At 40.3% G+C, this 14553-nt stretch carries 13 protein-coding genes; 12 read left to right on the forward strand and 1 reads right to left on the reverse strand.

What is annotated here, in order from left to right; all coding sequences use genetic code 11:
- The first annotated feature begins 76 nt into the window (after positions 1-76).
- The 12 genes from IQ283_RS15565 (at position 77) to IQ283_RS15620 (ending at position 12416) form a co-directional block, all read left to right on the forward strand.
- Complete coding sequence (locus IQ283_RS15565) at positions 77-1648, forward strand: glycine betaine uptake BCCT transporter (protein WP_194221035.1); 1572 nt, start codon at positions 77-79, stop codon at positions 1646-1648.
- A gap of 215 nt (positions 1649-1863) precedes the next feature.
- Positions 1864-2688: an STAS domain-containing protein gene (locus IQ283_RS15570; RefSeq protein ID WP_194221036.1), complete on the forward strand. Its 825-nt coding sequence runs from the start codon at positions 1864-1866 to the stop codon at positions 2686-2688.
- Between the two features lie 188 nt (positions 2689-2876).
- Positions 2877-3590 (forward strand): NAD-dependent deacylase, encoded by a 714-nt coding sequence (locus IQ283_RS15575; protein WP_194222261.1) that lies wholly within the window; start codon positions 2877-2879, stop codon positions 3588-3590.
- Positions 3591-3709: 119 nt separating this feature from the next.
- Entirely contained in the window at positions 3710-4198 is a 489-nt protein-coding gene (locus IQ283_RS15580) for a GNAT family N-acetyltransferase (protein WP_206759483.1), read from the forward strand.
- Positions 4199-4219: 21 nt separating this feature from the next.
- Positions 4220-4816 carry a TIGR00730 family Rossman fold protein gene (locus tag IQ283_RS15585; protein ID WP_226612380.1) on the forward strand — a complete coding sequence of 199 codons (597 nt, stop codon included), beginning with the start codon at positions 4220-4222 and terminating at the stop codon, positions 4814-4816.
- A gap of 180 nt (positions 4817-4996) precedes the next feature.
- A complete protein-coding gene (locus tag IQ283_RS15590) occupies positions 4997-6559 on the forward strand; it encodes a fatty acid--CoA ligase (protein ID WP_194221038.1) in 1563 nt (520 codons plus the stop codon).
- A 245-nt stretch (positions 6560-6804) separates the two neighbouring features.
- Complete coding sequence (locus IQ283_RS15595; protein WP_194221039.1) at positions 6805-8049, forward strand: DHH family phosphoesterase; 1245 nt, start codon at positions 6805-6807, stop codon at positions 8047-8049.
- A gap of 250 nt (positions 8050-8299) precedes the next feature.
- Complete coding sequence (locus tag IQ283_RS15600; protein WP_194221040.1) at positions 8300-8503, forward strand: hypothetical protein; 204 nt, start codon at positions 8300-8302, stop codon at positions 8501-8503.
- A 237-nt stretch (positions 8504-8740) separates the two neighbouring features.
- A complete protein-coding gene (locus tag IQ283_RS15605; protein WP_194221041.1) occupies positions 8741-9421 on the forward strand; it encodes a Yip1 family protein in 681 nt (226 codons plus the stop codon).
- A gap of 3 nt (positions 9422-9424) precedes the next feature.
- The gene (locus IQ283_RS15610; protein WP_194221042.1) at positions 9425-10543 is read left to right on the forward strand and encodes an efflux RND transporter periplasmic adaptor subunit; all 1119 of its coding nucleotides are present in this window, start codon (positions 9425-9427) and stop codon (positions 10541-10543) included.
- Entirely contained in the window at positions 10540-11232 is a 693-nt protein-coding gene (locus IQ283_RS15615) for an ABC transporter ATP-binding protein (protein ID WP_194221043.1), read from the forward strand. Before IQ283_RS15610 ends, IQ283_RS15615 begins: the two co-directional genes overlap by 4 nt.
- Positions 11229-12416, forward strand: a complete 1188-nt coding sequence (locus tag IQ283_RS15620; protein WP_194221044.1) for an ABC transporter permease — start codon at positions 11229-11231, stop codon at positions 12414-12416. The genes IQ283_RS15615 and IQ283_RS15620 overlap by 4 nt, the downstream gene beginning before the upstream one ends.
- A gap of 39 nt (positions 12417-12455) precedes the next feature.
- On the opposite strand, the gene recQ is transcribed toward IQ283_RS15620, so the two are convergent.
- The gene (gene recQ / locus IQ283_RS15625; RefSeq protein WP_194221045.1) at positions 12456-14546 is read right to left on the reverse strand and encodes a DNA helicase RecQ; all 2091 of its coding nucleotides are present in this window, start codon (positions 14544-14546) and stop codon (positions 12456-12458) included.
- Positions 14547-14553 lie beyond the last annotated feature (7 nt).

The following is a 14553-nucleotide window of genomic DNA, read 5'->3' on the forward strand; positions in this document are numbered from 1 at the left end:
TGGTATATGTAGATATAGGTAAAAAGGTACTAATTCTTAAGCTATAAGAAAATTATTTTAAGTTGAGGTGAAGTGTATGAGGGGAAAAGTATCCTCCGTGTTTTGGAGCACGCTCATTATAAGTTTATTAATGGTTGCTTGGGGAGCGATCTCTCCAGACACATTACAGTCGTTGTCGGCGAGTGCCCAATCATTTATTTCGAATAAGTTTGGGTGGTATTACCTAATTCTTGTGACACTGTTAGTTATTTTTTGTGTGTTTATTATTTTCACACCGTACGGGAAAATTAAGCTAGGAAAACCCGACGAGAAGCCTGAATTCACAAGGTTAAGCTGGTTTGCTATGCTGTTCAGTGCTGGTATGGGTATTGGACTCGTTTTCTGGGGTACAGCGGAACCGATGTCTCATTACGCTGTAAATGCTCCTACGGCAGAAACAGGTTCACCCGCTGCTATTAAGGAAGCTTTGCAGTATTCATTTTTCCACTGGGGTATTCATGCTTGGGCAATTTATGCCATTGTGGCGTTAGTTCTTGCTTATTTTAAATTTAGACATGATCGTCCCGGCTTAATTAGTGCGACTTTATATCCAATCTTTGGTGAGCGCGTGAATGGTCTTTTTGGTAAAGTTATTGATACACTAGCGGTTTTTGCGACAATCGTTGGGGTTGCGACAACATTAGGATTTGGTGCTGTTCAAATTAACGGTGGTTTATCCTTCCTAACAGATATACCGAATAGCTTTAGTACACAGCTAATTATTATCGGTGTCGTTACGGTACTATTCATGATTTCAGCCTGGTCAGGGATCGGTAAAGGAATCAAATACTTAAGTAATGCGAATATAGGATTAGCAGGAGTTCTTTTCCTAGCGATGTTTATTCTAGGTCCTACTGTTTATATTCTGAATATGTTTACAGACACAATCGGTTCTTATTTAACGAATTTAATGGCAATGAGCTTCCGTATTGCGCCATTAAATCCAGAGAACCGTGAATGGATTAATAACTGGACAATATTTTATTGGGCATGGTGGATTTCATGGTCACCATTCGTAGGGATTTTCATTGCCCGCGTCTCAAGAGGAAGAACGATCCGAGAGTTTCTCGTAACTGTGCTTCTTGTTCCTTCGATTGTTGGATTCTTATGGTTCTCAACATTTGGAATTTCAGGAATCAACATTCAACAGCAGGGAATTGCTGATATTGCATCACTAGCAACAGAAGAATCACTCTTTGGTATGTTCCAGAATTACCCTCTAGGGCTTATTTTATCGATTATAGCGATTACCCTAATTGGTACTTTCTTCATTACTTCTGCTGACTCCGCTACGTTTGTGCTTGGAATGCAAACAACTTACGGTTCTTTAAATCCTGGTACAAGTGTGAAGTTAACGTGGGGGGTTACGCAATCAGCTATGGCTGCGGTACTTCTATACACAGGTGGATTACAGGCGTTGCAGAACGTATTGATACTCGCTGCCCTGCCGTTCTCCATTATTATGATATTAATGACTGTGTCTTTCTATAAAGCTCTAAAGAAAGAAAAGTATTTAGTGGCGAAAGATCCGAAGCCTCGAAAAGAAAAACGAAAAGAAAAGAAAGCTGGTTCAGAACCTACAGATTCAACTGCGCCCGCTACTAAGTAAAGTTTTGAGACGATAAGGATTTTCTTATCGTCTCTTTTCTTTTTTGCTTATACTAATTTGACTCATTGAATTGATTAACATAAACCGTAACTAAGTCAAAAATTAATTATCCTCATTTATTAACTCAAGTACCTATCGCTCATTCTTTACTTTTACCCCCCGCCGTTATAAAATAACTTAGCATATAGGAAATTATGAATAAGTAGGGATGAAAGATGACGGTAATTTTGCAATCTGCAAGTGAGAAAATCCTCGAGCGAAAAGAGGAAATTGCACATTTAATTACAGTGGAGCAAAATAAAAAGTTTCCGGATCTGTTGGAGAGTCTATCGAATGATCTGCTCCCAATGCGTATTGAATTGGTCACCGTTTATGCTAAAGCGTTAGCGCTTGATGACGTTGAGAGTGAGCAGGAAATTAAAGAGTGGGGTATTGAGACTGGGGAAGAATGTGCAAGAATTGGAACAACGCTTGATGCGATGTTAAGTGAGGTGCCTCATTATCGCAATTTTATAGGCGAAGTATTGAAGGAATATGCGATTGAGCAAGGCATGGGCATTGAAGAGCTTTATGAAATGATTTCGAAGCTAGATTATATAATGAATTTGGTCGTTTATTACTTTAGTGTTCCATATGTTAACTATCAAACAAATTTACTTGAGCAGTCTCGTAAAGAGATTCTTGAATTGTCAGCACCAGTCGTGCCTATTATGGATGGCGTTGCTGTTCTACCTTTGATTGGAACGATTGATACATACCGGGCAAAGTTAATCATGGAGGAATCTCTTCATCATTCCGTGAATCTCAATCTTAATTATTTTGTGATCGATCTCTCAGGGGTTCCGATCGTTGATACATTTGTCATTCAACAGCTCTTTCAAATTATTGAAGCTCTTAAGCTTGTTGGAGTGGAAGCGAGAATTAGTGGCATCAAACCAGAAATAGCCTTATCAGTCGTAAAGCTAGAAACAAATTTTGGTCAGGCCAACACATACTCAACATTAAAGCGAGCACTAGCCGATTTAGTGAATATGTCTTAAGTGAAACTGCCCTCACATGATGTGAAGGGCAGTTTTTATAAAGGCTGGATAACCCCACTCATTCATATTGAATTGTAAAAAAAGATAAAACAACCTTACGATTAGATAACAAAAAACGGGACAAGTGGTTTAGAAAGCGGAAAATATGTGAATGGTTAACTATTGGATAAATGAAAGCTGGTGATTCTATGCTTACGGAACTATTTAATAAATCCAAACATACTGTTGTTTTAACAGGAGCAGGGATGAGTACAGAAAGCGGTTTGCCTGACTTTCGATCTGCACTCGATGGAATGTGGAATGAGGTAGACCCGCTTCAATTTGCAAGCAGAGATGCGATGAAATACGAACGAGATTTATTTGTTCGATTCTATAAGCAACGTATACAAAAGCTAAACGAAGCTTCTCCTCATAGAGGATACTATCATCTTGCTGAATGGGAACGAAGCGGAGAGCTCGGCTGTATTCTCACTCAAAACGTTGATGGGTTTCATCAGTTGGCCGGTAGTCAAAACGTGGCGGAAATGCATGGCTCATTACGATCCATTTATTGTGATGAATGTGGAGAAAAAGCTTCAAGTGAAAAATACATGAATGATGATTTTGTCTGCCACTGCGGGGGATTTAACAGACCTGGCATTGTATTATTTGGTGAACCACTTCCAATGAACGCGATTCATCAGGCGAAAGTGGAAGCGAAGAAGGCTGATCTTTTTATCGTTCTAGGATCTTCACTTGAAGTATCACCCGCGAACGTATTCCCGATGGAAGCGAAACGTAACGGTGCTAAGTTAGTTATTGTTAATCAGGAGGAAACAGGGTATGACAGCGCAGCTGACCTTGTTATTCATGATAAAATAGGCAAGGTTCTAAATGATCTTGCTGAAGCTAAGGCACAATAGAACATGGAGACATAAAAAAATGCCGACATATATCGGTGTTTTTTTATGGTCGAATTGACACTATTTTTCGAACATATTTAATAGTAAGATAAAAAGAGATAGAAAGGAGATGTCGGTGTTTGATAGTATTACAACCAATGAATGATTATGATTTTAAACAATTTCTTGAAGTGTCGATTGATAGCTATGCAGAGGAAAAAGCTTCAGCAGGAAATTGGAAACAAGAAGAGGCGTATGAAAAGTCAAAGCAGGAATTCGAACGATTATTGCCTGAAGGAAGGCACACCGAAGATCATTTTCTGTATACCATTGTTAATGAAGCTATAGAGGAAAAGCTAGGAAGCTTATGGGTGAAGGTGGATAACGAAGCAAAGGAAGCATTTATCTATGAGTTTGCTGTAAATGAAGATAAACAAGGTAGAGGCTTTGGGACAGAAGCCATAAAGGAACTTGAAGTACTGTTAGAGAAAAAAGACATTAAAGGACTTTCGCTTCATGTTTTTGGTCATAATACAAAAGCGATTCGACTTTATGAGCGTTTAGGATTTAAGACTACAAATATTAATATGAAGAAAAGCTTACAACCAAAGTCGTCATTGTCTGATTGATATGAGGGGGGGGATCTGAAAATGAACGAACTGAAACGGATGACTGTTTTTTGTGGATCCAGTGAGAATGTTGATAACCACTATTTTGAAGCCGTCGAGCAGCTTGGCAAGGAGCTTGCGGATAAGGAGATTGAAGTGGTCTACGGTGGAGGCAATGTCGGGTTAATGGGGGCACTAGCAAGATCGGTTTTAAAAGCTGGAGGCAAAGTGACAGGGATCATTCCTCGTAAAATATATGATAATGTGACCCACATAGAGCTATCGAACTTAGTTATAGTCGATACAATGCATGAACGTAAAGCCAAGATGTATGAGTTAGGCGATGCTTTCATAGCGTTACCTGGTGGAATTGGAACCCTTGAAGAATTAACGGAGATATTCACCTGGTATCAGCTTGAATATCATAATAAACCGATTGGACTCTTGAATACAAAAGGCTATTATGATCGCTTTTATCTCATGCTTGAGCACATGGTAGAGGAAGGCTTTCTTCATAAGCGATATATGGAGCCGTTGCTTACAGAAGAAAACCCTGAGAAACTTGTTGCGATGATCAGTCGACATTCGGTTCCTATGATGAATAAATGGAAGCAGGATGATATAAGTGATCGCATTTAAATACCGGATATTCCGGTATTTTTTTTGCTTTCCTATACTTAAAGTATGATTGTCTATTCAAAACGTAAACAAACCTAAATTAATTAAGTATTCAGACAAAAAGAAGGGATTACCTCTGTGAAAATGGAACTATACATACGCAAACCAAATCTAAGAGAAGAAAGATGTGGAGGTTTCTAAATGTATATAACCATCGGTTCTTTGTTCCTTCAAACGGTAAAAAAGTATGGTAGGGAAGAAGCGCTAGTTGATGTAGATCGAAATATAAGATGGACGTATAAGGAATGGAATAGCGAGGTGAATCGCCTCGCGAATGCTTTACTAGATGCAGGAGTTAAAAAGGGAGATCGCGTATCGACCTTCTTATTTAACACTGTGGAATTAGCTACGGTTTATTTTGCGAGTGCAAAAATCGGAGCTGTTATTAATCCCATTAATTTTAGATTGAAATCTAATGAAATCGCTTACATTATTGAAGATGCGAAGCCATCAATATTCCTATTTGAACGTGCTCTCGAACCGATTGTTTCAGAGATACAGTCTCAGTATCCGAATGTTTCGTTCTGGTCAATCGATGATCATAAACCATCATACGCCGAGAGCTACGAGAAACATGTTCGTCTTTCACACGATCAAGAGCCAGTAGCTGAAGTAGATGAGAACGATACTTATGCGATTATGTATACGAGTGGAACGACTGGTAGACCTAAAGGTGTCATGCATTGCCATCGTAATATGTTAGAGCAAAGCATCTTATGTGGTGCCTCTTTAAAGCTCACACAAGCTGATCGGGGACTTGTAGCAGCGCCAATGTTCCACTGTGCAGAATTGCACTGTAACTTCTTACCAAGAGTTCATTTTGGTGCAGCAAATGTCATTGTTCATCACTTTGAACCAAAAAAAGTACTTGAAGTCATTCAAAACGAGAAAATTTCAGTTTTCTTTGCGGCTCCAACGATGTGGAATATGATTCTTCAAGAAGATTACGCTAAATATGATCGAAGTAGTTTAAGGGTAGGGCTTTATGGTGCTGCCCCGATGGCGCCTTCCCTTGTCGTTTCGGTAAAAGAAAAGCTTGGTATTCATTTAATTCAAGCTTACGGGATGACTGAAATGGGGCCGGCTGTCACATTTCTTGATGAGCACGAACAGTTAACAAAAGTAGGTTCTGCAGGAAGAGCAGCCTTAAACCATGAAGTAAGGGTTGTTCGTCCGAATGAACGAGGTCCTTCAGAACCTGATGACGTGCTTCCCCCTGGAGAAGTAGGTGAAATTATTGTAAAAGGACCATGTATGATGATGGGATATTTTAATCGTCCTGATGCATCGAACGAAGCGATGTATAAAGGCTGGTATCATTCAGGAGATCTCGGCTATATGGATGAAGATAGCTACCTTTACGTTTCGGATCGGGTGGATGATATGATCATTTCCGGTGGGGAAAACGTCTATCCGAGAGAGGTGGAAGATGTTCTCCATGGTCATGAAGGAGTTTTAGATGTGGCGGTCTTGGGGCAGCCAGATGAGAAGTGGGGAGAGATCGTCACCGCTATCATTGTGAAGAAAGCGGACGGGTTAACAGAGGCAGAACTCGAGCGTTATTGTAAAGAAAGTCCTGACCTTGCTGACTACAAACGACCTCGGAAATATTTATTCTTAGAAGAACTTCCGCGAAATGCTAGCGGCAAAATTCAAAAATTTCGCTTGAGGGAAAAGTATCAAGTTAAAACAAATGGATCCTAATCGTTAAGCTCAGCTAGGGGTGTGCCTTTCAAGCAATATTAGCTAATAGTGTTGGTCGTTCTATAAATGACTCATTCACGTTTAAACTGATTTTGTTCTTTTGTATTGGACAGCGGTTGTAAAAGACCTGTATAATTGAAAAATTGTAGGAAGGAAGCGGGCATTTGCTCGCTTTTTTCAATGATTCGTATATTCATGAATTTTGAATTGGCGTACATACTAACATCGAATAGGAGGAGTTGCTCATGATTAAATTGTTTACGGATAGTGATCTTGATGGAACGGCATGTGCTCTTATTGCCGAGTTGGCATTTGAGAATGAAGCTGAGATCACACATTGTACATATCGTAATTTAGATGACCGGGTAGAAGCTTTTCTTTTACAAAACAGTGGAGATCCGGTGTTCATTACCGATTTATCTGTGAATGAGCATGTTGAAAAACATTTGGAGGAGCGTTACCAACAAGGAAGTCATGTCCAAATGATCGATCATCATGCTACAGCGATGCATTTTAACGATTACGAATGGGGTTTTGTTGATCCGGGAGATGATAAAAAAACGTGTGCTGCAACACTTTTTTATCAGTTTCTGTTAGAAAAAGAGAAAATTGAACGCATGGAATCATTAGAACAGTTTCTTGAGCTTGTGCGAAAGTATGATACTTGGGAATGGGAAGAGGATAATGAGGTCGATGCAAAACGATTGAATGATCTATTTTCCATTATGGGAAGAGAAACATTTAAATCCGAGATGCTGAGGCGTTTAACGCGAGATCCCGATTCCTTTGCTTTCAATGAATCAGAAGAAATGATTCTTGATCTAGAGGAGCGGAAAATTGAGCGTTACATTCATCAAAAAAATCGTCAGCTCGTTCAAATGGAAGTGGATGAATACTGTATTGGTCTTGTTCATGCTGAATCGTATCATTCAGAACTTGGTAATGAGTTAAATAAACGAAATTCACATCTTGATTTCATTACGATCATCAATGATGGAAGCCGCCGACTTGGTTTTCGAACGATTCATGATGAAGCGGATGTCTCTGAATTTGCATCACGTTATGGAGGCGGGGGCCACCCTAAAGCTTCAGGTTGTGAAATGAATGAAGACACGTTTCGTATTTTTGTAGCGCCATCCTTCGCTCTAAAGCCACTTCGTAAAGATCCTGAACGGAATAAGCTCAATGAGCGAAACAGTGAAAGTGGCACTTTCTATGAGAATCATGAAGGAAAAATCATCTACATTCGTCCTAGTCGAGAAGATCAGTGGGAAATCATGTGCCGCGGCGAGGTTGAAAAGGACGACTTTGAACACTTTGAAGATGCAGAACGATACGTTAAACGCTCTTATCATGCGTGGCTCCGTTCTGATAAGGAAGTCGTGGAAGACTTTGTCCGTATTCTTCCTCTTACAAAGAAACAAATCATCGATCGCTATCACTATATGATCAAATCAATGCTCCATCAAGAAGAAGACGCTCTTAGCTGAGCGTCTTTTTTTATCGTTTAGTGTCTATGAGGGTTTTCTGAATAAAAAACTATCTTGCTGTCATCTTATTTGGATGATACATATGAAATCAAAAAAATTCTTCCATATGATGAGAAATAGGTTTTTGGGGCTGCTCAGTATATTAAATTCTGTTTCTTTTCTTTAATACCGGGGTATAGAATGTTACATGCCCATGGCACTTCAACCATAGCGTTGCTAGCATGCATTATGGGTGTGAAAGGAGAAATCAGTGAAGCGAATGATCTCTAACAATCGCTATTCGCAAGTCCTTTACCAGACACAGAAAGCCAGGGCACGATGCTTAAAGTTCGAGAAGAAACCGTACATCAGGACGATCGCGACCGCTACTGGATTCTCAGAAGAAGAGATCTTAGAATCTCTCGAATTTGGTGATGTCGATTACATCATGAAGCTGCGTTTGCACTATAGCTAGACGTAACGTTGTGCGTTGTAGAGCCATTAGGGCATGTAACTCTTGGGTGAACTTTGTTCATAAAGAGAGCAGCTATCATTATAGCTGGAGGCTGATTATTTCTATATGAAATAATCAGCTTTTTTTGTTTTTGAGGTGACGCCTTTTAGAAAAAATAACTAATTTTTAAAATAATGGAACCTTTTTCTGTTAGAGTCGTAGAAAGAGATGACATTATTTTGAAAGGTTGTGTACATAATGAACGAAGATTATGAAGAAAAAGGAAATACAGTAAAGCCATCACTACTTGGAATGATTTGGAGTCCCGGTGAACAGTTGAGCAAAATTCGACAATCTCCTAAAGTATGGTTGCCTTTAATCGTAGTTACGGTACTCTCACTGATCGGCGGCTGGTTGATGATACTTGGGCCAGGATTCGAAGAGCAATTCGCTACAGGGGATTTACAGGGAGAAAATGTTGACGGTCTTATCTTATTTACTAAAATCATTACAATCGTTTCGGTTGGAGTTGGTCCGGTATTATCCATCCTCGTTGGTAGCTTTATTCTTTGGTTGATTAATAAAGCAACAAGCTCAGAAGCTACGTTCAAACAATTCTTTTCGATGAATACGTATATTGGGTTTATTGGAGCAATAGGTGCTGTTCTTAACGGACTTATTATTGCTATTGTTGGAGGCACTGTTGATAAGCTCTACACAAGTCTTGGTAGTTTAGTAAGCGGAGAAGGATTTCTAGGTGGTTTTCTAAATGGAATTGAAATCTTTGGAATCTGGACGATTATACTTACGGCTCTAGGTCTACGTATTACAGCTCAATGGCCAAAAGCACTCGTATGGACAATCGCTATTATCCTTTTTCTTTTTACAATCGGCGGCGCCGTCATTACTGGTGTAACGAATAATATGTCAGGAATATAAGTAATGAAGAAGAAAATTTGGATTGCAATCGCTGTTATTTTAGTCATTGTTATTGTAGTAGGTGTGAACATTTATCGGACTTATGCGGATAGCACGGCTACTGTTGAAGCTGAAAAAGCTATAAAGGAAGAAATAAATTCCACAGTTATGACACCTGGAACGTTAGCCATGGCTGATGAAAGCACGCTTTATCAGGATCCTGCTAAGGGTGAAGTGAAGGAAGTTCTTGTTAAAGAAGGAGACTCCGTAAAAAAGGGAGATTCAGTACTTACATACGAGAATCAGGATTTAGAAATGGAGAAAGAGCAGAACGATATTAACATCGAGTCGCTTTACCTACGAATCAATTCACTTGATAAGCAAGAAAAGCGTCTAAACGAGAAAAAAAGCGACTTAGCTGATGATGTTGGAGAAGAAGCAGCAGAAACGATGGAAACAGAACTTGATCAAGTGAAAATGGATAAGCGGATGGCCAATCTTGATTTACGTCAGGCATTATTGCAGCAAGATCGTTTGAAGCAGAAAATAAGCGATCTTGAAGTTACAAGTGACATTAGCGGTGTTGTGCTAGAAGCCAATGATGCAAGCGCACCGCAGTCAACTCAAATGGAAAAGCCTCTTTTGCGGATTGGCAGCATGGAAAACCTTATCGTTGAAGGAACGCTTTCTGAATACGATACGTTGAACATTGAATCAGGTCAAAAAGTTACCGTTACAACAGATGTGCTACCTGACGAAAAATGGGAAGCGGAAGTAATGGATGTAGGTTATTTACCAGAAGCATTGGGAGCTGAATCAAACGCTTCTGCTGTTCAATATCCTGTTACGGTTAAATTAAAGAAGCCAGAAGAGTTGAAATTAAAGCCGGGGTTCCAGATGATTCTTGAAATTGAAACAGAATCGCATGAAGCATTAACACTTCCGTTTGAAGCGGTTCAGCAAGATGGGGAAGAATCATTTGTCTTTATTGTGGAGAAAGGCAAAGCTGTGAAACGCGAAATTGAAACAGGTTCTTCTACAGCGAAGCGGATTGAAGTGACGAAAGGGATCTCGACAGAAGAACAAGTGATCATCAATCCCCCGGATAATCTTAAAGATAATATGGAAGTGACCGTAAAATGATCCAACTTGATGAAATAACAAAAAGCTATACCCTTGGTAAGGAATCGGTCAATGTTCTTAGAGGAATTAGTATGGAAATTAATAGTGGTGAATTTGTTGCCATTATGGGCCCGTCTGGATCAGGTAAATCAACCTTAATGAATATAATTGGTTGCCTAGATCGCCCAACAACTGGATCTTATTTCTTAAATGAAGAAGATGTATCGAAACATAAGGATCAGGAGCTAGCGAAAGTTCGAAATCAATCCATTGGTTTCGTGTTTCAACAGTTTCAATTATTACCAAGACTAACAGCGCTCAAAAATGTGGAGCTTCCCATGGTTTATGCTGGTGCTTCGAAAAAAGAACGAGAAGAGCGCGCTAGAGATGCTTTGACGAAGGTCGGACTACAGGATCGGGTAGAACACCTTCCAAATGAACTCTCAGGCGGCCAGAAACAGCGGGTCGCTATTGCAAGAGCACTTGTGAATGACCCGTCTCTCATTCTTGCTGATGAGCCTACAGGAGCCCTTGATACGACTACTAGCGTTGCGATTATGGATTTGTTCGTTCAGCTTAACCAAGAAGGAACGACAATTGTTGTCGTCACGCATGAGCCAGAAGTAGCCGAGTATGCCAATCGTGTGATCTACGTGCGGGACGGTTTACTAGGGCAGAATCCTCTTTCGAGCAGGGGGCATACATCATGAGTCTCTGGGAAAATATTAAAATGGCTTTGACGTCAGTCAAAGCCCATAAAATGCGTTCCATCTTAACGATGCTTGGCATTATCATCGGTGTTGCTGCTGTGATTGTCGTTGTCGCTATTGGGCAGGGCGGAGAGGCGATGCTAAAGTCTCAAATTGCCGGTGATGGAAATACGATTGAAGTATTTTACCAGCCTTCTGAAGAAGAAATGCAGCAGGGGAAATGGGAAGAAAATCCCTTTACACAGGAGGATATCCGTCAGTTAGAGCGAGTGGAAAAGGTCTCGAATGTTGTGGCCTCTTCCTCCGAGTTTTCCACGGCTCGACTTCGAGAAGAAGAAGCCGAAACTTCGATTACAGGTATCAATGAAGCTTATTTAGATGTGAACCAACTAAAAGTAGAAGAAGGTCGTACTTTTACAAGTGCGGATTTTCTTGGTGGTCGAAGAGTAGCCGTTGTAAGTGCAGCGATGCAGGAAGAATTATTCGAAGGTAAATCACCAATTGGAGAAATCATTCGTATTGGTGTTCAGCCTGTTGAAGTGATTGGGGTACTTGAGAAACCAACAGGGCTTTTTGCGTTCGGTTCAGTCGAAACGTACATTCCTTGGACGGCGATGCGAAATATGCTTGGAACGAGTAACTACAGTCAGGTGACGCTTCAAGTCGAGAACGCTGATGATATCCAACCGATTGGAGACCGTGCAACGTTATTATTAAATCAGTTACACGATACAGAAGATTCCTATCAAGTCATCAATATGGAAGAAATTGCTCAGGGAATTGGTCAGGTAACGACCATTATGACTACGATCATCGGGAGTATTGCTGGAATTTCGCTTCTCGTAGGTGGCATTGGTGTGATGAACATTATGCTCGTTTCTGTAACAGAGCGAACGCGTGAGATTGGTATTCGCAAGTCTTTAGGTGCGACAAGGCAGCAAATCTTGCTTCAGTTTCTTGTTGAATCCATTATATTAACGTTAATTGGAGGAATCATTGGTATATTGCTAGGATCTGGTACGGCTTACCTTGTCTCCTTTTTTGCAGACTGGCCATCGTTAATCTCATGGCAGGTCGTTTTAGGAGCCGTCGTCTTTTCCATGTTGATTGGGATTGTATTTGGTTTATTGCCAGCGAACAAAGCTTCAAGGTTAGACCCAATTGATTCCCTTCGTTATGAATAATTAAGAAAGAGGATGAGCCGGCTCATCCTCTTTTTTGCGTTAACTATTCGAAGTTTGACGATGTTTTGTTAAAGCGACCTTAATTTGAAAGTAAGTAAACGATTCAGGTAGTGCTTCTTTAATTGGTTTTAGTTTATCAAACCCTACATCTGCCGCTTTCTCAAGAATCTTATGTTCTGTTTCCTGATCGATGAGACGGCTCGTATCTTCAAGTAAACCTTCTTCCATTGCCTTTAGTAGATGACTCTCGACGGTGGTTGGACTTAATGAACGCGCTGCTGAGATGTTTGGAATGTCTTTACCTTCATCAAATAACTTTAATGAGGCTTTATGACTCGCATCCTCTGAAGACGTTGGTTTCGCCGATTTCGCCGATGAGAGTAGCTCTAGAAAGACTTCGCCGTATTTATCAAACTTCATATCCCCGACGCCCTTGATCTCAAGCATTTCTTCACGTGTGGAAGGTGTTTTTGCGCTCAGTTCTCGCAATGTACTATCGGCAAACACAACGTAAGGTGGCACGTTGTCTCGATCGGCAATTTGCTTCCGTAGCGTTCGCAGCTGTGTAAAGAGTTGATCATCCTCTTCAATCGCTACTGGTTTACGAGCTACTTTCTTATATATGCTTTCTTGTCCTTTTAACACAGGTAACGTTTTTTCCTGTAGAACGAGGGTTGGGTACTTACTATCAGTTAAAAGAATATATTGCTCGGCTGTTAGAAAATCAATCATATCCACAATATCCTGCTGTGTGAGATGTTTTAATAAACCAAAGGTTGAAACGCTGTCGAGTCGTAGTTCGTTCAAACGCTTTGATTTCGATCCTTTCAGTACCTGTGCAATGATCGTTTTCCCAAATCGCTCATTCACTCGTTTAATGGTTGAGAAAATCATTTGCGCTTCACGGGTAATGTCAACCGCTTCTCTGTCATCAATACAATTGCTGCATTTACCACATTTATAGCCCGGCCGCACATCTCCAAAGTAATGAAGAATGGTTCCTTGGAGACATTTTTCAGTATGGCAATAATCAACCATCGCTTTTAATTTGGCAAGATCAGCGGATTTACGTTCAGGTTCATGTTGGTTTTGATCAATGAGAAACTTCTGCACGTGAATATCACCAGGAGAAAAGAGAACGAAGCAATCACTTTCTTCTCCATCACGCCCAGCTCGTCCAGCTTCCTGGTAGTAGGATTCCATATTCTTTGGAAGATTATGATGAATCACAAACCGAACATTCGATTTATCAATCCCCATGCCGAATGCATTAGTTGCCACCATCACTGAAATATTATCGAACAAAAATTCTTCTTGCGCTGTTTTGCGCTGCTTTTCTGTCATCCCAGCGTGGTACTTGCCAACTTTAATGCTCTGTTTTTGTAAGGAAGCGTAAAGTTGATCTGCTTCCTTTCTAGTGGCGGTATAGATAATACCGGATTCAGAAGCGTTTTGGCTAAGGTATTTATCGATAAATGATTTTTTCTTCTCTCCTTTAATAACAGAGAAGTGCAAGTTTTCCCTAGCAAATCCTGAGATAAAGGTTTGCTCTGGGGTTATGTTTAAGATTCGCTGGATATCCTGAATAACTTCAGGTGTTGCCGTAGCGGTTAAAGCAACGACGGGAGGCTGCTCTTCAAAGTGATGAAGCATCTGGCTAATCTTCATATAACTAGGTCTGAAATCATGCCCCCATTGGGAAATACAATGGGCCTCATCTACGGCAATAAGCGAAATCTTAGTCCGCTTAAGTAACCGCTGAAACGTTGGTGCTTCTAAGCGTTCTGGAGCTACGTACAGTAACTTTATTTCTCCACTTTCAGCTTCAGCCATACGGTCTCTAATTTCAGTCTCTGTAAGGGAGCTATTAATATAGGCAGCTTCTATACCGTATCCGGCAAGTGCATCAACCTGATCTTTCATTAGAGAAATAAGCGGTGAAATGACGATCGTTAATCCATCTGATAGAAGAGCAGGAATTTGGTAACAAATTGATTTTCCTCCACCAGTAGGCATAATGCCAAGCGTATTATAGTTAGATAGAACACTTGAAATGATCTGTTCCTGTCCACCTCGAAATTGATCATACCCAAAATGATGTTTAAGTTGTTCTCGTGCTTGTTGGAGCATCGTATCT

Origin of the sequence: Pseudalkalibacillus hwajinpoensis (assembly GCF_015234585.1) — a bacterium.
GTDB classification, from domain to species: Bacteria; Bacillota; Bacilli; order Bacillales; family Guptibacillaceae; genus Guptibacillus; species Guptibacillus hwajinpoensis_B.

Coding starts and splice junctions, on each gene's coding strand:
- IQ283_RS15565 (WP_194221035.1), top strand. CDS start 77: ATGAGGGGAAAAGTATCCTCCGTGTTTTGGAGCACGCTCATTATAAGT.
- IQ283_RS15570 (WP_194221036.1), top strand. CDS start 1,864: ATGACGGTAATTTTGCAATCTGCAAGTGAGAAAATCCTCGAGCGAAAA.
- IQ283_RS15575 (WP_194222261.1), top strand. CDS start 2,877: ATGCTTACGGAACTATTTAATAAATCCAAACATACTGTTGTTTTAACA.
- IQ283_RS15585 (WP_226612380.1), top strand. CDS start 4,220: ATGAACGAACTGAAACGGATGACTGTTTTTTGTGGATCCAGTGAGAAT.
- IQ283_RS15590 (WP_194221038.1), top strand. CDS start 4,997: ATGTATATAACCATCGGTTCTTTGTTCCTTCAAACGGTAAAAAAGTAT.
- IQ283_RS15595 (WP_194221039.1), top strand. CDS start 6,805: ATGATTAAATTGTTTACGGATAGTGATCTTGATGGAACGGCATGTGCT.
- IQ283_RS15605 (WP_194221041.1), top strand. CDS start 8,741: ATGAACGAAGATTATGAAGAAAAAGGAAATACAGTAAAGCCATCACTA.
- IQ283_RS15610 (WP_194221042.1), top strand. CDS start 9,425: ATGAAGAAGAAAATTTGGATTGCAATCGCTGTTATTTTAGTCATTGTT.
- IQ283_RS15615 (WP_194221043.1), top strand. CDS start 10,540: ATGATCCAACTTGATGAAATAACAAAAAGCTATACCCTTGGTAAGGAA.
- IQ283_RS15620 (WP_194221044.1), top strand. CDS start 11,229: ATGAGTCTCTGGGAAAATATTAAAATGGCTTTGACGTCAGTCAAAGCC.
- recQ (WP_194221045.1), bottom strand. CDS start 14,546: ATGCTCCAACAAGCACGAGAACAACTTAAACATCATTTTGGGTATGAT.